20 protein-coding genes and 1 tRNA gene are annotated in these 17867 nt (G+C 59.8%); 18 read left to right on the plus strand and 3 right to left on the minus strand.

Translation table 11 applies throughout. From position 1 onward, the window contains the following. Nucleotides 1–72 precede the first annotated feature (72 nt). From AB8B33_RS21985 to AB8B33_RS21995, 3 genes are all read left to right on the plus strand, one after another. Complete coding sequence (locus tag AB8B33_RS21985; protein ID WP_439017285.1) at nucleotides 73–1017, plus strand: LysR family transcriptional regulator; 945 nt, start codon at nucleotides 73–75, stop codon at nucleotides 1015–1017. Nucleotides 1018–1431: 414 nt separating this feature from the next. Further along, nucleotides 1432–1641: a cold-shock protein gene (locus AB8B33_RS21990; protein ID WP_007824862.1), complete on the plus strand. Its 210-nt coding sequence runs from the start codon at nucleotides 1432–1434 to the stop codon at nucleotides 1639–1641. A 336-nt stretch (nucleotides 1642–1977) separates the two neighbouring features. Beyond that, on the plus strand, nucleotides 1978–2265 hold the full coding sequence (locus tag AB8B33_RS21995; RefSeq protein ID WP_162747993.1) for a hypothetical protein: 288 nt from the start codon (nucleotides 1978–1980) through the stop codon (nucleotides 2263–2265). 307 nt (nucleotides 2266–2572) lie between these two features. Here AB8B33_RS21995 and AB8B33_RS22000 read toward each other — a convergent pair. Beyond that, nucleotides 2573–2662 (minus strand) — tRNA-Ser (locus tag AB8B33_RS22000). 303 nt (nucleotides 2663–2965) lie between these two features. Between AB8B33_RS22000 and rplU the strand changes: the two genes are divergently transcribed. From rplU to AB8B33_RS22020, 4 genes are all read left to right on the plus strand, one after another. Next, nucleotides 2966–3283, plus strand: a complete 318-nt coding sequence (gene rplU, locus AB8B33_RS22005) for a 50S ribosomal protein L21 (protein WP_088677425.1) — start codon at nucleotides 2966–2968, stop codon at nucleotides 3281–3283. A 34-nt stretch (nucleotides 3284–3317) separates the two neighbouring features. Beyond that, the gene (gene rpmA, locus AB8B33_RS22010; protein ID WP_007824841.1) at nucleotides 3318–3587 is read left to right on the plus strand and encodes a 50S ribosomal protein L27; all 270 of its coding nucleotides are present in this window, start codon (nucleotides 3318–3320) and stop codon (nucleotides 3585–3587) included. A gap of 125 nt (nucleotides 3588–3712) precedes the next feature. Next, on the plus strand, nucleotides 3713–4369 hold the full coding sequence (locus AB8B33_RS22015) for a GNAT family N-acetyltransferase (RefSeq protein ID WP_310389685.1): 657 nt from the start codon (nucleotides 3713–3715) through the stop codon (nucleotides 4367–4369). Beyond that, entirely contained in the window at nucleotides 4366–4953 is a 588-nt protein-coding gene (locus AB8B33_RS22020) for a GNAT family N-acetyltransferase (RefSeq protein WP_439016880.1), read from the plus strand. The genes AB8B33_RS22015 and AB8B33_RS22020 overlap by 4 nt, the downstream gene beginning before the upstream one ends. Before the next feature lie 137 nt (nucleotides 4954–5090). Here AB8B33_RS22020 and AB8B33_RS22025 read toward each other — a convergent pair whose 3' ends face one another. Continuing rightward, complete coding sequence (locus tag AB8B33_RS22025) at nucleotides 5091–5957, minus strand: endonuclease/exonuclease/phosphatase family protein (protein ID WP_439016881.1); 867 nt, start codon at nucleotides 5955–5957, stop codon at nucleotides 5091–5093. A gap of 83 nt (nucleotides 5958–6040) precedes the next feature. Between AB8B33_RS22025 and obgE the strand changes: the two genes are divergently transcribed. The 7 genes from obgE to modC all read left to right on the plus strand — a co-directional run bounded on the left by obgE (nucleotide 6041) and on the right by modC (nucleotide 13314). Then, on the plus strand, nucleotides 6041–7111 hold the full coding sequence (gene obgE / locus AB8B33_RS22030) for a GTPase ObgE (protein ID WP_310389691.1): 1071 nt from the start codon (nucleotides 6041–6043) through the stop codon (nucleotides 7109–7111). Further along, nucleotides 7104–8273: a glutamate 5-kinase gene (proB, locus tag AB8B33_RS22035; protein ID WP_439016882.1), complete on the plus strand. Its 1170-nt coding sequence runs from the start codon at nucleotides 7104–7106 to the stop codon at nucleotides 8271–8273. Before obgE ends, proB begins: the two co-directional genes overlap by 8 nt. After that, nucleotides 8266–9549: a glutamate-5-semialdehyde dehydrogenase gene (locus AB8B33_RS22040; RefSeq protein WP_439016883.1), complete on the plus strand. Its 1284-nt coding sequence runs from the start codon at nucleotides 8266–8268 to the stop codon at nucleotides 9547–9549. Before proB ends, AB8B33_RS22040 begins: the two co-directional genes overlap by 8 nt. Before the next feature lie 37 nt (nucleotides 9550–9586). Then, a complete protein-coding gene (locus AB8B33_RS22045; RefSeq protein ID WP_439017286.1) occupies nucleotides 9587–10186 on the plus strand; it encodes a nicotinate-nucleotide adenylyltransferase in 600 nt (199 codons plus the stop codon). A gap of 492 nt (nucleotides 10187–10678) precedes the next feature. Next, nucleotides 10679–11470, plus strand: coding sequence for a molybdate ABC transporter substrate-binding protein (modA, locus tag AB8B33_RS22050; protein ID WP_439016884.1), 792 nt, complete (start codon nucleotides 10679–10681; stop codon nucleotides 11468–11470). Nucleotides 11471–11545: 75 nt separating this feature from the next. Next, nucleotides 11546–12247, plus strand: coding sequence for a molybdate ABC transporter permease subunit (gene modB / locus AB8B33_RS22055; RefSeq protein ID WP_439016885.1), 702 nt, complete (start codon nucleotides 11546–11548; stop codon nucleotides 12245–12247). After that, nucleotides 12244–13314: a molybdenum ABC transporter ATP-binding protein gene (gene modC, locus AB8B33_RS22060; RefSeq protein ID WP_439016886.1), complete on the plus strand. Its 1071-nt coding sequence runs from the start codon at nucleotides 12244–12246 to the stop codon at nucleotides 13312–13314. The genes modB and modC overlap by 4 nt, the downstream gene beginning before the upstream one ends. On the opposite strand, the gene AB8B33_RS22065 is transcribed toward modC, so the two are convergent. Further along, the gene (locus AB8B33_RS22065) at nucleotides 13315–13692 is read right to left on the minus strand and encodes a winged helix-turn-helix domain-containing protein (RefSeq protein WP_439016887.1); all 378 of its coding nucleotides are present in this window, start codon (nucleotides 13690–13692) and stop codon (nucleotides 13315–13317) included. 209 nt (nucleotides 13693–13901) lie between these two features. On the opposite strand from AB8B33_RS22065, the gene rsfS reads away from it, so the two are divergent. The 4 genes from rsfS (at nucleotide 13902) to AB8B33_RS22085 (ending at nucleotide 17822) form a co-directional block, all read left to right on the plus strand. Beyond that, nucleotides 13902–14345: a ribosome silencing factor gene (gene rsfS, locus AB8B33_RS22070; RefSeq protein WP_007824813.1), complete on the plus strand. Its 444-nt coding sequence runs from the start codon at nucleotides 13902–13904 to the stop codon at nucleotides 14343–14345. A 118-nt stretch (nucleotides 14346–14463) separates the two neighbouring features. Beyond that, nucleotides 14464–14946, plus strand: coding sequence for a 23S rRNA (pseudouridine(1915)-N(3))-methyltransferase RlmH (gene rlmH / locus AB8B33_RS22075; protein ID WP_439016888.1), 483 nt, complete (start codon nucleotides 14464–14466; stop codon nucleotides 14944–14946). 154 nt (nucleotides 14947–15100) lie between these two features. Next, the gene (locus tag AB8B33_RS22080; protein ID WP_439017287.1) at nucleotides 15101–16510 is read left to right on the plus strand and encodes a murein hydrolase activator EnvC family protein; all 1410 of its coding nucleotides are present in this window, start codon (nucleotides 15101–15103) and stop codon (nucleotides 16508–16510) included. Further along, entirely contained in the window at nucleotides 16500–17822 is a 1323-nt protein-coding gene (locus tag AB8B33_RS22085) for a S41 family peptidase (RefSeq protein ID WP_113183655.1), read from the plus strand. Before AB8B33_RS22080 ends, AB8B33_RS22085 begins: the two co-directional genes overlap by 11 nt. Nucleotides 17823–17867: the final 45 nt, after the last annotated feature.

The raw sequence follows: 17867 nt of genomic DNA on the forward strand, positions 1-17867 counted from the left end.
TGAGGATAATTCTTCGATAACCTATGGTTTGTTCCGCGTATAAAGGAAGAAACCGCTCGAATGGACCTGCATATGGACCAGCCGCTGGGTGGCCTCACGGCATTTGTCAGAACGGCGGATCTCGGAAGTTTCGTCGCCGCCGGGCGTGCTCTCGGCCTTTCCGCCTCCGCTGTCGGCAAGGCTGTGACCGCGCTTGAACAACAGCTGGGCGTCCGCCTGTTCCAGCGCTCGACACGAAGCTTGCGGCTGACGGAAGAAGGCCGCCTGTTCCACGAGCGTTGCCGGCGTATCCTTGATGACCTGGAAGACGCCCAGGCCTCACTGGCACAGGCTGTCGCGACCCCTCGGGGACGGCTGCGCGTCAGCGTGCCGCTTGTCAGCTACCATCTGATCCTGCCGATCCTGCCGGAATTTGTGAAACTCTACCCGGAGGTCGAACTGGATCTCGACTTCAACGACCGGATTGTCGACCTGATCGAAGAAGGCGTCGATGTTGCAATCCGCAGTGGAACCTTACCGGATTCGAGACTGATGTCGCGTGCGCTGCGCCCGTTTCAACTCTTGCTATGCGCCGCGCCTGCCTATCTGGAGAAACACGGCACCCCCGATTGCCTCCGTGATCTCGAAGGCCATCGGAGCGTCCGGTTCCGATTTCCCAATTCCGGAAAGCTGCAGCCTTGGCCGCTCAGCCTCTCCCCTGACCATCCGGAAATCAGAACGCGAACGGTACTGACGTGCAACAATATGGAGGCGCTGCGCGGCGCCACCATCAGCGGAATGGGCATCGGCTGCATGCCGGATTTTCTCGCGCGCGACCCACTGGCCGACGGCAGGCTGCGCACCGTGCTGGACGCCCATATAGACGCCCCTGCCCAGTTCCACCTGCTCTGGCCATCCAACCGGCATCTTTCACCCAAGGTCCGCGTTCTCGTCGATTTTCTCAGCGAAAAGCTCTTTTCAAATCGTTGTGAGATTTACACGGAGGAAGAGCGGCGATCACAGCCCTTGAAGCCCTGAAAAGTTGCACCACCACAGATGATTGCATAGTTTCGCGAGAGAAATTGAGGGGTAAATCCGTTGCGGGCACCCGGATGAACGGTCAAGACGCTTGCCGCCTCGAAGAGAAAGCTGGTCTTGTCGGTCGCACACGCAACCCAACCCGCGAACGCAATATCGATCTCCGAAGCCGATTAGAGTGAGATCCAGATCAACGAGTCAGAAATACATCCTCTGGTAGCGAATTCAAAACTTTGAGGAACAAAGGTTGACGCGATAACCAGTAATGGATATAGAGCGCCATCGATACTTTGTTTGCCGTTATTTGTTTTTGCTGCGCTTCGCGCTTCTTGATCAACTTTCCCTCTCAAAAGTCGAAACAACCGCCGTGCGTCGCCCGGCGGCAGATTAATCGTTGCTATGAAAGGGTTTGTTATGACCACCGGCACAGTTAAATGGTTCAACGCCACCAAGGGCTTCGGCTTCATTCAGCCTGACGACGGCAGTGCGGACGTCTTCGTTCACATCTCCGCAGTCGAGCGCGCCGGCATGGGCTCGATCGTTGAAGGTCAGAAGCTTGGCTATCAACTTGAGCAGGACCAAAGGTCCGGCAAAATGTCCGCAGGCCAGCTTCAGGCCGCTTAAGGCTTAACTCCCCATGACCACGGATGTACTGGCATGGTGATGAAGGCATAGAAGGCCAGGCGGATGTCTGGCCTTTTTCGTTGGTATTGAACTGCCACCGATCCGCAATCTGCCCATGCCGAAGAGCTGCTACCGCCGGCTTTCAACCGTATCGGGTCGAAATCGCAGATGCCGGTCGCAAACCCGCTGCCAAGCCTGCCATGTCCGTGCTGCGCGCGGCGATAAAAGGCGACTGCAGAGAATGTCACAGACCCGCATTTCAAAACGATTACACCATTCAAGGACCTAACTTTGACTACAACCGAAAAAAGCACCAAAGACACCGCGCCGGCGCCACTGGTCTCGCTGACGCCGACCCAGATCAGGGGTTTAAAGCTCGCCAAGGACGGTGACCTGTTTGCCCAGGACGGCAATAAATGGACCCATCTGAACGCCACCGTCACCTATGCCAGGACCGACCGTTTCAAGGAGCGGCCAATCAAGGTGAAATTCCTGACAACGGCCACGTTGAACGAATTGCGAGATTACGGCTTTCTGCAGAGCCTGGACGCAGATGCGACCCCGGAAACCTCCGCGCAGGGCATTACCATGGCAGGCAAAATGTGGCTCCTGAAGAATAAATGATCGCTGAGTAGAACGGATATTGTGAGCGCTGGAGGTTTGATCTGTGACATCGGCAGGTTTCGCATGCTGTTTCGACGCGGCCGACCTCAGGCTGAAACAAGCATTATGAAAAGCCTTTAGTTATCAGCGACATAGTGGCGCCACATCACTGCCGGTTAAAGCACTGACTCGTAAGCATATCCCACTAGCCGATCACGTTCTGCGAACTGAAATCGACCTTATTGGCAGAATTGAGATCAGGGTAAACAACAGGTATCACGCCATCCGCGCTGAAAAAGCACTTTTCATAAGGGTTATGAAAAGGACGTGGCGGAGAGGGTGGGATTTGAACCCACGATACCCTTGCAGGTATGCCGCATTTCGAGTGCGGTGCATTCGACCACTCTGCCACCTCTCCGCATATTTGGTCGGCGCTTGTTCGGCGCGGGCGTTCTCATAACGAGCAAATGACAGACTGGCAAGCCGAAATCTCAAGCTTTTCCATCCTTTTGCCTTGACACCTTTTTGTCACTCGCGTATCCCGCTTTCGCAATAGGAGTGGAGTAATCCGCCCCTTGCCCGCCTCGCGCTCGCGCGGGGTTTCACCGGCAGACCAGAGTTCCGGGCTAGTCCCTGAAATCCCTGCTTAACTTCGACTGATAAGAAGACAGCCACCTGCGTATTGCGGGGAGAGCTGGATCGAACATGAAAGGATAAAATAATGTTCGCAGTCATCAAGACCGGCGGTAAGCAGTACCGTGTGGCAGCCAACGACGTGCTGACCATCGAGAAGCTTGAAGCCACCGCTGGCGACTCCATTGAATTCACCGAAGTCCTCGTGATCGGCGAAGGCGCCGACGCAGCGATCGGTGCGCCCTTCGTAGCCGGCGCCTCCGTCAAGGCGGAAGTCGTCGACCAGACCCGCGGCAAGAAGGTTATCGCCTTCAAGAAGCGCCGTCGTCAAAATTCGAAGCGTTCGCGCGGCCATCGCCAGCATCACACGGTTGTCCGTATCACGGACATCGTGGCTGCCAAGTAAGATCAACGGGTTTCAGGTTTAAAGGAGAACTCCAATGGCACATAAAAAAGCTGGCGGTTCCTCGCGTAACGGTCGCGATTCCGATTCCAAGCGCCTCGGCGTGAAGAAGTTCGGCGGCGAGAACGTCGTAGCCGGCAACATCATCGTTCGCCAGCGCGGTACGCAGTGGCATCCGGGCGCCAATGTCGGCCTCGGCAAGGATCATACCATTTTTGCGCTTACGGCTGGCAATGTGGACTACCGAACGAAGGCCAATGGTCGCGTGTACGTGTCTGTAATGCCGAAAGCGGAAGCAGCGGAATAAGCCGGTAGCGCTCAAAAACAGCCGGCGTCTCATCGACCCGGCTGACCGTACCAGGTTCAGTCCAGAAAACAGGGGAGATGGGGCGCCATCTCCCCTTTTTCTTTGTCCAAACAGGAGGACTGAACATGCAAGGCGAATTGATAAGGGTCGACCAATCACGGTCAACCCGGGAAGACCAGCGGTCTTCCACGGAACGGCTGAGGCCGGAGCGGCTAAGGACCGATTGCCCTGTCTTGTTATCGGAAAGGCTCGTCATGCGCGCGCCCCACGAAGAAGACATTGACGCCCTTGCCCATCTCGCCAACAACGCCAAAGTCGCCACCATGGTATCGCGTATGCCGCACCCCTATACCGCCAATGATGCCGCCGACTTTGTTTGGCGTACGCGAAATGGCGAGATTGGCAAGTGCGTCTATGCCATCACCAAGGCCGAGAATGGCGCCTTCATGGGTTGCTGCGGAATAGAGCCGCATACCGACGAGAAGACCGTCGAGATCGGCTACTGGCTGGGCGAACCCTATTGGAACCAGGGTTATATGACCGAGGCCTGCCATGCCCTCGTCGACATGGTGTTCAGGACGCGGCAGCAGGTCGAGCAGATCGATGCCCGCTGCCGGGTCATGAACGTCGCTTCGCGCCGCGTCATCCAGAAGTGCGGCTTCCAGTTCCAGGGATCCGGCCTTGCCGCATCGCTGGCACTCGGCAGCAACGTGCCGGTCGAATGGTACCGGCTCGACCGCAAGACCTGGATGTCGCTCAGAAGCTGGGGTGCAATCTCATGAACGCCGCACCCCTACAAAGACCCGGGACCAAGCCCATGATGCCCGGCCCCGCGCCGCTCATATCAACGGCGAGGCTGACGCTTCGTCCCCATAGGCTGAGTGACGCTTCGGCGATTGCGGAATCACTTTCCGATTTCGCAGTCACCCGCATGCTGGCCCGCGTTCCCGCCCCTTACGACCGGCAGGATGCGCTGGACTGGCTGATTCCGGTCATATCGGGCGTCATGCCGGATTGGGCGCTGGCAATAACAGGCAATGACGACGTCCACATCGGCAATGTGTCGATAGAACTTCGTCACGGCCGCTGGCACCTCGGTTACTGGCTGAACCGCTACTACTGGCAGCGCGGCTATATGAGCGAGGCGGCGGAAGCCGTGCTGGAGCGTTTCTCGCGGCGCATGCCTGACGTTCCGGTTCATTCGGGCGTCTTTGCCGACAATCCTGCATCGCTCCGGCTGCAGGAGAAGCTCGGTTTCCGGATGACCGGCTGCAGCGAAATCTACTCTTTCGCCCGCAACACCATGGTCGCCCATATCGAAACCGTGCTGCAGCCAGGTGCTCTGCAGCAGAAAAAGGTCGCCTGACATCGGAAGGACGCCGCTCTGATGCATGTCGCGCAAAAGTGTGCAGCGGTTTTGCGATAACGACATGCACGAAACAAAGACCTTAAAGCGAGGTGAGCGATCTGAAGATCGCGGCACGCTTTAAGGGCGGCGTCCTTTCAATCGCCGATCTCGACCCTCAGGGGAAAATGATCGGAACCCAGGGAATTCGTATCAATGACAGCGGATTTCAACCGGTCCTTGAGGCCGCAACTGACGAAACAGTAATCGATATGCATGCGCTTGCCGTGATCTTCCGGATCCATCCAGCTGTAGCTGCCGGGCCCATAGGCGCCAAGCGCCGCAAAGGCATCGATCGGCGTGCCGATCCGCGCCGTGCGACCATAAAACCCGTCAAAAGCGCCGGCGAAGGTGCAGTATTCCGGCGATTCCGGCTCCATATTGAAATCGCCCATGATCACGTAATCCTCCGGGAGCGGCGGCTCGGGAAGCCCGAATTCGCAGGCTCCGGTCAGCGACGCACCCTCCTGAGTGAACGCATTGATGCGGTCGCCGAGATGGTGGAGCTGCGCAATGCGCTCGTCGATGGAAACGTGGTCGAGATGGACGGAATAGACGCGGACAGCACCATCAGGGATGGCAATAACGGCTTCCGTCGCGCCGCGCTGCAAATTGATCTTGTCGACCGTGCGGCTGCGCGGCAGAAGCAGCGTTCGCGTCGACAGGATGGGCCAGCGCGACAGAACCATATTGCCGAACTGGAAACGGGTGCCGCGCGGCGGGGAAACCTGGCCTTCCGGCGCCTCGACATGTATGTCGCAGGCCGGTCCATAGACCCAGAAATGGTCGGGAAACAAGGCCGCAATGATGGCGGGCATGTCGGCATAATCGTTCCGAACGAAACCTCTCGTCACCTCCTGCAGGGCGATGACATCAGCGCCTTCGAGACTTTTGGCGATGCGTTCCAGATCGTATCTGCCATCGAGACCGAAGCCGTACTGTATGTTATAGCTCGCAAAAATCACGATATTCTTTGACCTCCGCCTGAACCGCCTATATCGAATGGGCCAAGAGGGGTCGCCCAAACGCACCGAGTACTGGAAGTAAAATGAAATTTCTCGATGAAGCAAAGGTCTATATCCGGTCGGGTGATGGCGGCGCAGGCAGCGTTTCCTTCCGTCGTGAGAAGTTCATCGAGTTCGGCGGGCCGGATGGCGGCGACGGCGGGCGCGGCGGCGACGTCTGGGTAGAGGCCGTCAATGGCCTCAACACACTGATCGATTTTCGCTACCAGCAGCACTTCAAGGCCAAGGTCGGCATGCACGGCATGGGCAAGAATCGCACCGGCGCCAATGGCGACGACGTGACGCTCAAGGTTCCCGTCGGCACACAGATATTCGAAGAGGATCAGGAAAGCCTCATCTGCGACCTGACCGAGGAAGGCCAGCGCTTCTGCCTCGCAAAAGGTGGCAATGGCGGCTTCGGCAACGCCCACTTCAAGTCTTCGGTCAATCAGGCGCCGGACTGGGCCAATCCCGGCCTGGAGGGCGAAGAAAAGACCATCTGGCTGCATCTGAAGCTGATTGCCGATGCCGGCCTCGTCGGCCTGCCGAATGCCGGCAAGTCCACCTTCCTCGCTTCCGTGACACGCGCCCGGCCGAAGATCGCCAATTACCCCTTCACGACGCTGCACCCTAACCTCGGTGTTGCCACCATCGACGAGCGGGAATTCATCCTTGCCGATATTCCCGGTCTTATCGAAGGCGCGCATGAGGGCGTGGGCATCGGCGACCGCTTCCTCGGCCATGTCGAGCGCACGCGCGTGCTGCTGCATCTCGTCTCTGCCCAGGAGGAAAAGGTCGGCAAAGCCTATAAGACGGTGAAGCACGAGCTCGAAGCCTATGGCAACGACCTGGTCGACAAGCCGGAAATCGTTGCACTCTCGCAGATCGACGTACTCGACGATGCGACCCTGAAGAAGAAGGCCAAGGAACTCGCCAAGGCCTGCGGCAAAACACCCTTCCTGATTTCCGCCGTCACCGGCAAGGGAATGACGGAAGTGCTGCGCGCGCTGCGCGACATCATCGTCGAAGCCAATACCGTAGAGAAGCCGGCCAAGACGCCAAAACTGCGCCATCGCGACATGATCCTCACCGACGAGGACGAGAGCGATGAGTAGCCGCAAGCCGCTGGATCGCTATCGCCGCGTCGTCATCAAGATCGGCTCGGCGCTCTTGGTCGATCGCAAGACCGGCCTGAAGAAATCATGGCTCGATGCCATGTGCGCCGATATCGCTGCGCTGAAATCCAAAGGCGTCGATGTGCTCGTGGTCTCCTCCGGCGCCATCGCTCTTGGCCGTTCGGTGCTCGATCTTCCCTCCGGCGCCCTGAAGCTGGAGGAAAGTCAGGCGGCAGCGGCCGTCGGCCAGATCGCGTTGGCCCGGGCTTGGTCCGAAAGCCTCTCACATGATGAGATCGTCGCCGGCCAGATCCTGCTGACCTTGGGCGATACCGAAGAGCGGCGCCGTTACCTCAACGCCCGCGCCACCATCAACCAGCTTCTGAAGATCGGCGCCGTGCCCATCATCAACGAGAACGACACGGTCGCGACCAGCGAAATCCGTTATGGCGACAATGATCGCCTCGCTGCCCGCGTCGCCACCATGACCGGCGCCGACCTCCTGATCCTTCTCTCCGATATAGACGGTCTCTACACCGCCCCGCCGCATCTCGATCCGGATGCGCAATTCCTGGAAACCATTGCGGAAATCACCCCCGAGATCGAAGCCATGGCCGGTGGTGCGGCCTCCGAACTCTCACGCGGCGGCATGCGCACCAAGATCGATGCCGGCAAGATTGCGACGACTTCGGGCTGCGCCATGATCATCGCGTCGGGCAAGACGGAAAGCCCGCTTTCGGCAATCGAAAACGGTGCGCGCTCCTCCTGGTTTGCGCCTTCGGGCACGCCCGTCACTGCCCGGAAAACCTGGATCGCCGGACAGCTTCAGCCGGCCGGCATGCTGCATCTCGATGAAGGCGCAGTCACGGCGCTCGGCGCTGGCAAGAGCCTGCTGCCCGCTGGCGTGCGCAGCATCTCCGGCAATTTCGCCCGCGGCGATACGGTTGCGATCATCGCCCCCTCCGGTCGCGAGATCGCCCGTGGGCTGGTCAGCTACGATGCGGAGGAGGCCCGCCAGATCGCCGGCCGCAAATCGGCTGACATCGAGGCGATCCTCGGTTATCCCGGCCGCGCCGCCATGGTCCATCGCGACGATATGGTCATGACGGCACAGATCGGTTCGAAATCGGAAAGGCAGAAGAAGGACGCAAGCTATGCTTGATACAGTTGCGCAGAGCCCTGACATTGACGTGCTGATGAACGACATCGGCCGCAAGGCCAAGGCCGCCGCGCGACCATTGGGCTTTGCCTCCACCGATGCGAAGAACAAGGCACTGAACGCCATGGCCGATGCTATCATGGCGAACAAGGCTCAGATCCTGTCGGAAAATGCCAAGGATTTGAAGGATGTGGAGGGCACGGACATGCTCGCCTCCTTCGTCGACCGCCTGACGCTGAACGATAAGCGCGTCACGGAAATGGCCGAGGGTATTCGCGCGATTGCGGCTCTTCCCGACCCCGTCGGCGAAGTCATCGCCGCCTGGGATCGCCCGAATGGCCTGAAGATCGAACGTGTCCGTACGCCACTCGGCGTCATCGGTGTCATTTTCGAAAGCCGGCCGAACGTCACGGCCGATGCCGGTGCGCTCTGCCTGAAGGCCGGCAATGCGGTGATCCTGCGCTGCGGTTCGGATTCGCGCCGTTCCTCGGCTGCGATCCATGCCTGCATGGTCGAGGGCCTGAAGGCAGCCGGCTTGCCGGAGCATGCGATCCAGCTTGTGCCCGTGACCGATCGCGCCGCTGTTGGCGCCATGCTGCGCGGGCTTGATGGTGCAATCGACGTTATCGTGCCCCGCGGCGGCAAGAGCCTCGTTGCTCGCGTTCAGAGCGAGGCACGCGTACCGGTTTTCGCCCATCTCGAAGGCCTCTGCCATATCTATGTCGACGCCTCCGCCGATCTCGAAATGGCCAAGAACATCATCGTCAACGCCAAGATGCGCCGCACCGGCGTCTGCGGCGCAGCCGAGACCCTGCTGGTCGACGGCGCCGCCATCGGCACGCATCTGACGCCGCTGATCGAGGTCCTAGTTGAAGCCGGCTGCGAGGTTCGCGGTTCGGCCACGGTTCTCAAGGTCGTGCCGGGCCTGAAGCCTGCCACCGAAGAAGACTGGTCGACCGAATATCTGGATGCCGTCATTTCCGTTGCAGTCGTTGACGGCATTTCCTGCGCGATCGACCATATCCAGAAATATTCGTCGAACCATACCGAAGCCGTGCTTGCCGAAGACCCCGAAGTCGTCGAACGCTTCTTTACGGAGATCGACTCGGCCATCCTGCTGCATAACGCCTCCACCCAGTTTGCCGATGGCGGCGAATTCGGCATGGGTGCGGAGATCGGCATCGCCACCGGCAAGATGCATGCTCGCGGCCCTGTTGGCGTCGAGCAGCTCACCTCCTTCAAATACCGCGTTCGCGGTCATGGACAGACGCGGCCCTGACGTGACCACAGAGCATATAGACCGGCGCTATCTCCGCATGCCGCATAGCGAACGCGGCATGATCGTCGGTCTGTTCGGCGGCTCATTCAATCCGCCGCATGAGGGCCATGCCCTGGTTGCCGAAATCGCCATCCGCCGCCTGGGTCTGGATCAGCTCTGGTGGATGGTGACACCGGGCAATCCGTTGAAAAGCCGCAATTATCTGGCACCACTTTCGGAGCGTATAGCGCGCAGCGAAAGCATTGCCACCGACCCGCATATCAAGGTCACAGCCTTCGAACAGGCATCTGGCGTGAGCTACACGGCCAATACGCTTGCCCGCGTGAAGGCGCGCAATCCGCATGTGCATTTCATCTGGATCATGGGCGCCGACAGCCTGGAAAATTTCCATCGCTGGCAGAAATGGCAGAATATCGCGCGAACCTTTCCGATCGCTGTCATCGACCGACCGGGCTCGACGCTCTCTTACCTTTCCTCGAAAATGGCCAAGACCTTTGCCTTTGCCCGCATCGACGAAGATGATGCCCGTGTTCTCTGGAAGAAGCCGGCGCCCGCCTGGACCTTCATTCACGGTCCACGCTCGACTTTGAGCTCGACAGCCATCCGCAACGGCGATCAGCACAAGGCCGCGGAATAAATCGGATTGTTTGAAAGTTCCCAGAAATGAAAAGCCCGACGCGGGAGGAGGTGCGTCGGGCTTAAAACTTGACCGACAACTGGGAGGAGGAGTGTTGTCGATCCTATCGGACGGCTATGGGAGGAGGAGAAGCCGTCGGATGATTGTGTTTTAGCACATTTGTTCAGAAGGTGAATATAGGCTAGTGCATTGCAGCAATGCACGAAATGCAAACCTCCGTGGAACTGAATTGAATTCCCTGCCAGTTTTATCAGCAAAAACAGGTTGATCCAAACTGGCTCGCCAGATCCCTTGCCATTTACCAAGCAGAAGCGCCACATTTTTGCCTCACGAACTCTCGGCTTGACGGGAGCCATGCGCCTCACGAATGCGTGAAGAGACGGCGCGGGCAAATCACGTCTCCGCCGTCGTTATGTTTTATGAAATACAACTAGCCAAAGTTCACACGCCGTTATATTCGTCTAAATATTTCGAGCCTGGGGAGAATAAATTATGCAGAGCCGCCGCCACTGGATGAAACTGGCAACCGCCGTGATCTCGGCGATCTGGTTTGGCGCAGCAGCGCTTTCGACGCCTGTCGCAGCCGCCGAAAAGGTAACCGTCTTCGCCGCCGCAAGCCTTAAGGATGCGCTTGATGCGGCCAACGCCGCCTGGGCCATGGAAAGCGGCAAGGAAGCTGTTGCTTCTTACGCGGCAAGCGGCGCGCTGGCAAAGCAGATCGAAAATGCAGCCCCGGCTGACGTCTTCATTTCTGCCGACCTGAACTGGATGGATTACGTCGCCGATAAAAAGCTGATCAAGGTGGACACACGCTCCAACCTGCTCGGCAACCGCCTTGTTCTGGTCGCTGAAAACGGCAAGCAGAAGCCAGTTGAAATCAAGGCGGGCTTCGATCTCGCAAGCCTCATCGGCGACGGCAAGCTCACCATGGGTGAGCCAAAATCGGTTCCGGCCGGCAAGTACGGCCAGACAGCACTCGACAAACTCGGCGTCTGGAAGTCCGTGGAAACCAAGGTCGCCTATTCAGAAAGCGTGCGTGCCGCCCTCGCCCTCGTTTCCCGCGGCGAAGCGCCATACGGCATCGTCTATCAGACCGATGCGGCCGCCGATAAGGGCGTTGCGATCGTCGGCACCTTCCCGGCCGATTCCCACCCGCCGATCATCTATCCGATCGCCCTGCTTGCCGAGAGCAAGAACCCGGATGCCGCTGCCTATCTCGACTTCCTGAAGTCGGACAAGGCTGCCCCTTTCTTCACTGCGCAGGGTTTCACCATCCTGAAATAATTGCGTAATTGGGGGCCAAAGCTTAGCGTGAAGGCTCGCTTCGGCGGGCCTTCACTGTTTCGGAGAAGATGACGCTTGGATATGTTCGGCTTGAGCGATGAGGAATGGACGGCGATCCTGCTGAGCCTGCGCATTTCCTTCGTCGCCATGGTGGCAAGCCTGCCGCTCGGCATCCTCGTCGCCCTGCTGCTTGCCCGCGGCCGCTTCTGGGGCAAGTCCATCCTAAATGGCATCGTCCATCTGCCGCTGATCCTGCCACCTGTTGTTACCGGCTTCATTCTCCTCATCCTTTTCGGCCGCCGCGGCCCGATCGGCAGCCTGCTGGATCAATATCTGGGTATCGTGCTTTCCTTCCGCTGGACGGGTGCAGCACTCGCCTGCGGCGTCATGGGCTTTCCACTGATGGTGCGCAGCATCCGTCTCTCCATCGAGGCCGTCGACCGCAAGCTCGAGGAAGCGGCCGGAACGCTCGGCGCGAGCCCGGCATTGGTCTTCCTGACCGTCACGCTGCCGCTGATCATTCCCGGCGTCATTACCGGCATGATCCTCTGCTTTGCCAAGGCGATGGGCGAGTTCGGCGCCACCATCACCTTCGTCTCCAATATCCCGGGCGAAACGCAGACCCTGTCGACTGCCATCTATACCTTTACCCAGGTGCCCGGTGGTGACGCCGTCGCGATGCGGCTCACCCTCATTTCCATCGCCATTTCCATGCTGGCCCTGCTCGCTTCGGAATTCCTCGCCTATCTCGCCGGCAGGAGGATCGATCCGGAATGACACTCATCGTCGAAGCAAGACATCGCCTCGGCGCCTTCGGGCTCGATGCCGCCTTCACCTCCGAACGCGGCGTGACGGCGCTCTTCGGCCGTTCCGGCTCTGGCAAGACCTCCGTGATCCGCATCATTGCTGGCCTTACCCGACCGACCGAAGGCCGGATCCTGCTCGACGGCGAGGCGCTGACGGATACGGCAAAGGGCATCTTCATTCCCCGGCACCGCCGCCGCTTCGGCTACGTCTTCCAGGAAGCCCGGCTTTTTCCGCATTTGAGCGTCCGGACAAATCTCGCCTACGGCCGCTGGTTCACGCCGAGATCCGCACGCATTGAAAATTTCGATCGTGTCGTCGACCTGCTCGGCATCGGCCAGTTGCTCGCCCGCAGCCCTTCAAAGCTGTCGGGGGGCGAAAAGCAGCGTGTCGCGATCGGTCGCGCACTGCTTTCTTCGCCGCGCCTGCTCCTGATGGACGAGCCATTGGCCGCATTGGACGAAGCCCGCAAGGCCGAGATTCTGCCCTATCTCGAGCGTCTGCGTGACGAGATGGATATTCCGATCGTCTACGTCAGCCATTCGATCTCCGAAGTCGCGCGCCTGGCAAATCAGGTCGTGGTCATGCGCGACGGCAAAGTGGAAGCCGCAGGCCCCGCAGCAGAAATCCTCAGCCGTTCGTCGCTGCTCCCGGAAGACCGAAAGGAAGCCGGTGCAGTGCTGGAGGGCACAGTCGAAAGTATCGATTTGGCCCATCGGATTTCGACAGTGCTGCTGAAGGCGGGCAGGCTCTATGTTCCGGGTGCTGCGCCCGCCATAGGCAAGCCTGTGCGCATCCACATCCCCGCCCGAGACGTGATGCTGGCAACACGGAAGCCGGAAGGGTTGAGCGCCCTCAACATTCTGGAAGGAACCGTCACGCAGATTTCGCCGACGGAGGATGGAACCGTCGAGATCCGCCTCGATTGCACCGGCAACGCCGTGCTCTCGCGCATCACCGCGCTGTCCTGCGAGCGTCTGGGATTACGCCCGGGCATGCCGGCTTTCGCCGTTATCAAGACCGTGGCGCTGGAAGCCTGATCAGCGCCGATCGTCCGGCTGCAGATTACGGTTGTTTTCCAGCCAGGCGAGATCATCGGCAAGGCTGGTGCGCACCGTCTTTTCCATGTCGCGAAAGCGCGCCAGCAATTGCTCCCCGAATGGCGTCAGTGCCGCGCCGCCGCCCTTCTGGCCGCCGCGCTGCGATTCCACCACCTGCGCCTTGAACATGCGGTTCATCTCGGCGACCAGCATCCAGGCACGGCGATAGGACATGTCCATGGCGCGGCCGGCGGCCGAGATCGAACCTGTCTCGCGGATATGCTCGAGCAGCTCCATCTTGCCGTGGCCGAGGCGATCGTCATCGGGAAAGGTGATTCGCAGGACAGGTGCGAGCGGATTTTTGGCGGTTTCGGTCATGTCGGTCGGTATTTGCGGAAATCACCGGCACTTTACGCCCGACCGCAGACGCTGTACACCGCACCTCCATCTCGACCGAGGGTCGAAATCTCGATTTCGTGACGCCAAATGCGGCTTTCGGCCGTTCGCGCGCTGCGCCGCGTCTTGAAACATTAATGGTTTGATGCCTATCTTAACCATGATCCGGTTGTGCTGGATCCGTGTTGTGCATGGTTTGTCATTCCAGGAAAGGGAAAGCACTGACAACAGTACACGCCAAGGGAAAAACGCTTGCCGTTATCCCGAAGGGTGCGGAACGTGGCGCCGATGCCGCCGCCCGTGCTCTGGAAGCCGTCCTCGTCAGCCTCGAGGACTCCAAAGCTGAAGATATCGTCACCATCAACATTGCCGGAAAATCGGCGCTGGGAGACTACATGGTTGTCGTCTCCGGCCGTTCGAACAGGCATGTCATGGCGATCGCCGATCATCTTCTGACTGATCTCAAGGACGAGGGCTTCGGTACTGCCCGCGTCGAAGGTCAGGAAGGCGGTGACTGGATCCTGATCGATACCGGTGACATCATTGTGCATGTGTTCCGTCCCGAAATTCGTGAGTTCTACAACATCGAAAAGATGTGGGCGGCTCCGGATATGGACGAGGAAACGCGGCACTGACAGGCAGCCTGGCATTCGCCCGGCGCCTGAGACGTGGTAGCTGACCGGGCCGGCTTTCGATAGCTGGCCGGTAAGTCCACATTGCGCTTCGGAAGCGCGGCATAGCAGGAGCGGATGAATGCGGATTGGTCTTTTTGCGGTGGGACGGCTGAAGCCCGGCCCCGAAAAGGATCTTGCGGCCCGTTATTTCGACCGTTTTGCAAAGGCCGGTCCTGCGATCGGCCTGGAATTTTCTCGTATCGCCGAAGTAGCCGAAAGCCGCGCCTCCAATGCGGACACCCGCAAGCGCGAGGAAGCGGCCATGCTGCTGAAATCGCTCCCCGAAGGCAGTGTCCTCGTTCTCCTCGACGAACGCGGCAAGGCGTTGGACAGCGAAGCTTTCGCCAATCTTCTCGGCGGCTACCGCGATCAAGGCAAACGCGACCTGATGATCGCAATCGGCGGTGCCGATGGCCTCGACCCTTCCCTCTACGACCGCGCCAACATGATCCTTTGCCTTGGCAAGATGACCTGGCCTCATCAGATTGTCCGCACGCTCATTGCCGAACAGCTTTATCGGGCCGTGACCATCCTGTCCGGCCACCCTTATCATCGCGTCTGATGCAGACCAAAACACTCACGCAGCCGTGTTTTGCCTCAGGGCCTCTTCTCATTCAAACTTTCTGGCCAACAGCCCCAAATCAGCTTAGGTTCCGGGCGATTTGAACGAGTAAACCCCGACACGCATGACGAGAGCTGCCCCCAAGCGATCCCGCCTGTTTCTGCCGGCCGTTGCCGCAGGGCTCGGTGCGGCCGCCATTGTTATTTCGGGAAACCCCTTTTCCGTGCAGGCGCAGGATGCGCCGCCACCGCCCGCAGCAGCCGAACCGGCCGCCCCAATCACATCAGCCAAACAGCCGCCGCCTGATCCTGCCGCCGAACTTGCGAAGAAGCGCGACGAAACGAGGGCCGAGCTCGACAAGCTGTCGAAGACGATCAGCCTCTCCTCGGACAAGGCGAGCGAGCTTCAGAGCAGCATCGACAATCTGGAAAAGAGTACGGCAAGTATTCGACAGGCACTGATCGATTCCGCCGCCCGCCGGAAATCCCTGGAAGGCAAAATTCTCGACAGCGAGAAGAAACTCGCCGAGCTCGGCGTCAAGGAAGATGGCATCCGCCGTTCGCTGCATGAGCGCCGCGGCCTCCTGGCCGAGGTTCTCGCCGCCTTACAGCGCATGGGCCGCAACCCGCCGCCCGCCCTTCTCGTCACACCCGATGATGCGCTTGCCTCGGTCCGCAGCGCCATTCTGCTCGGCGCCGTGGTTCCCGGTATCCGCAAGGAGACTGAAAAGCTGGCAGCCGATCTCGCCGATCTCGCGGCTTTGCAGACGGCAAGCGCCAAGGAGAAGGAAGGCCTGACCACCACTATGGCAAACAGCCTGGAGGAGGAGCGGCGCATGGATCTGCTGCTTGCCGAAAACGACAAGCTGAGCCGCTCCAATGCCGCCGAACTGGAAGCCGAAAAGCAGCGGTCTCAGGAGCTGGCAAGCAAGGCAACGACGCTCGAAAGCCTCGTCGCTTCGATGGAAACGGAAATCGCCTCCGTGCGCGATGCCGCCGCCGCCGCCAGGCAGGCAGAGGAGAACCGCAAGCTCCTCACGGACGAGCAGCGCGCCCAGGCGAAGGCCCTGGCCGACAGCGGAGTGCCCGATAAAAACCGCATTGCGCCCGCATATCCCTTCGGAGAATTGAAGGCGAAACTGGAGCTGCCTGTGGCAGGCGATATTCTGCGCCAGTTCGGCGATGCCGACGGCACCGGACACGAGGCCATGGGAATGACGGTCGCGACCAATGCGGAAACGGTGGTGACCGCACCTGCTGACGGGCTGGTGGTTTTCGCCGGCGCCTTCCGCAGCTATGGCCAGATGATTATCCTCGACGCTGGCGGCGGATATCACCTGGTTCTCTCAGGCATGGATACGATCAACACCCGTCAGGGAAAATTCGTTTTCTCCGGCGAGCCCCTGGCCGTGATGGGTGCGAAAAGAGTGGCAAGCGCAACCGCATTGGCGCTGGAAACAGATCGGCCAACGCTTTACATTGAGTTTCGAAAGGACGGTAAACCGGTCGATTCCCGACCGTGGTGGACCGCCAAAGACACTGGAAAGGCACGCAATGATTCGTAGGGCTTCTCTTGTTCTGGTCGGCGCACTGATGGGCGCGACCGCGATGAGCGTCATTTACTCCGCAGGCGTGCCTGCAGAGGCGGCGGGAGCATCGACCTATAAGGAGCTTTCGGTATTCGGTGACGTCTTCGAACGCGTGCGTGCACAATACGTAACGCCGCCGGCCGAGGACAAGCTGATCGAAAGCGCCATCAATGGCATGCTTTCATCGCTCGACCCGCATTCCAGCTACATGAATGCGAAGGACGCCGAAGACATGCGCACCCAGACCAAGGGTGAGTTCGGCGGCCTCGGTATCGAAGTCACCATGGAAGACGAACTCGTCAAGGTCATCACCCCGATCGACGATACTCCGGCTGCCAAGGCTGGCGTTCTGGCCGGCGACTATATTTCGGAAATCGATGGCCAGTCTGTTCGCGGCCTGAAGCTCGAAGACGCCGTCGAAAAGATGCGCGGCGCCGTCAACACGCCGATCAAGCTGACGCTCATCCGCAAGGGCGCCGACAAGCCGATCGAACTTACGATCGTACGTGACGTCGTTGCCGTTCAGGCGGTCAAGTCGCGCGTCGAGGACGATGTCGGCTATCTGCGCGTCATCTCCTTCACCGAGAAGACCTATCCGGACCTCGAAAAGGCGATCCAGAAGATCAAGGCGACCATTCCGGCCGACAAGCTCAAGGGCTTCGTCCTTGACCTGCGTCTCAACCCCGGCGGTCTGCTCGATCAGGCGATCAATGTTTCCGACGCCTTCCTGCAGCGCGGCGAAGTGGTTTCGACCCGTGGCCGCAATCCGGATGAAACCCGCCGCTTCAATGCTGGCCCGGGCGATCTGACGGATGGCAAGCCGCTGATCGTCCTCATCAACGGCGGCTCGGCTTCCGCGTCGGAAATCGTTGCCGGCGCCCTGCAGGATCTGCGCCGTGCCACGGTTCTCGGCACGCGTTCCTTCGGCAAGGGTTCGGTCCAGACCATCATTCCGCTTGGCGAAAACGGTGCGCTGCGCCTGACGACGGCGCTCTACTACACACCGTCGGGCCGCTCGATCCAGGGCACCGGCATTACGCCTGACATCAAGGTGGAAGAGCCCCTTCCGGCCGATCTGCAAGGCAAGATGGTGACCGAGGGCGAATCTGCCCTGCGCGGCCACATCAAGGGCCAGAGCGAGACCGACGAAGGTTCGGGCTCGGTTGCCTACGTCCCGCCGGATCCGAAGGATGACGTCCAGCTCAACTACGCGCTCGATCTGCTGCGCGGCAAGAAGACTGACCCGTCCTTCCCGCCGGACCCTGAAAAGGCCGTCGTCGCCAAGTAATCCATCGATCTCAAGGCCGGGCAGCCCGCCCGGCCTTGAGACTTT

The sequence above is a fragment of the Rhizobium sp. 768_B6_N1_8 genome, from assembly GCF_051811225.1.
Lineage (GTDB): Bacteria > Pseudomonadota > Alphaproteobacteria > Rhizobiales > Rhizobiaceae > Rhizobium.

What these genes read in the sequence shown, in the direction of transcription:
- AB8B33_RS21985 (WP_439017285.1), top strand. Translation starts at nt 73, where the DNA reads ATGGACCAGCCGCTGGGTGGCCTCACGGCATTTGTCAGAACGGCGGAT.
- AB8B33_RS21990 (WP_007824862.1), top strand. Translation starts at nt 1,432, where the DNA reads ATGACCACCGGCACAGTTAAATGGTTCAACGCCACCAAGGGCTTCGGC.
- rplU (WP_088677425.1), top strand. Translation starts at nt 2,966, where the DNA reads ATGTTCGCAGTCATCAAGACCGGCGGTAAGCAGTACCGTGTGGCAGCC.
- rpmA (WP_007824841.1), top strand. Translation starts at nt 3,318, where the DNA reads ATGGCACATAAAAAAGCTGGCGGTTCCTCGCGTAACGGTCGCGATTCC.
- AB8B33_RS22015 (WP_310389685.1), top strand. Translation starts at nt 3,713, where the DNA reads ATGCAAGGCGAATTGATAAGGGTCGACCAATCACGGTCAACCCGGGAA.
- AB8B33_RS22020 (WP_439016880.1), top strand. Translation starts at nt 4,366, where the DNA reads ATGAACGCCGCACCCCTACAAAGACCCGGGACCAAGCCCATGATGCCC.
- obgE (WP_310389691.1), top strand. Translation starts at nt 6,041, where the DNA reads ATGAAATTTCTCGATGAAGCAAAGGTCTATATCCGGTCGGGTGATGGC.
- proB (WP_439016882.1), top strand. Translation starts at nt 7,104, where the DNA reads ATGAGTAGCCGCAAGCCGCTGGATCGCTATCGCCGCGTCGTCATCAAG.
- AB8B33_RS22040 (WP_439016883.1), top strand. Translation starts at nt 8,266, where the DNA reads ATGCTTGATACAGTTGCGCAGAGCCCTGACATTGACGTGCTGATGAAC.
- AB8B33_RS22045 (WP_439017286.1), top strand. Translation starts at nt 9,587, where the DNA reads ATGCCGCATAGCGAACGCGGCATGATCGTCGGTCTGTTCGGCGGCTCA.
- modA (WP_439016884.1), top strand. Translation starts at nt 10,679, where the DNA reads ATGCAGAGCCGCCGCCACTGGATGAAACTGGCAACCGCCGTGATCTCG.
- modC (WP_439016886.1), top strand. Translation starts at nt 12,244, where the DNA reads ATGACACTCATCGTCGAAGCAAGACATCGCCTCGGCGCCTTCGGGCTC.
- AB8B33_RS22065 (WP_439016887.1), bottom strand. Translation starts at nt 13,692, where the DNA reads ATGACCGAAACCGCCAAAAATCCGCTCGCACCTGTCCTGCGAATCACC.
- rsfS (WP_007824813.1), top strand. Translation starts at nt 13,902, where the DNA reads ATGGTTTGTCATTCCAGGAAAGGGAAAGCACTGACAACAGTACACGCC.
- rlmH (WP_439016888.1), top strand. Translation starts at nt 14,464, where the DNA reads ATGCGGATTGGTCTTTTTGCGGTGGGACGGCTGAAGCCCGGCCCCGAA.
- AB8B33_RS22085 (WP_113183655.1), top strand. Translation starts at nt 16,500, where the DNA reads ATGATTCGTAGGGCTTCTCTTGTTCTGGTCGGCGCACTGATGGGCGCG.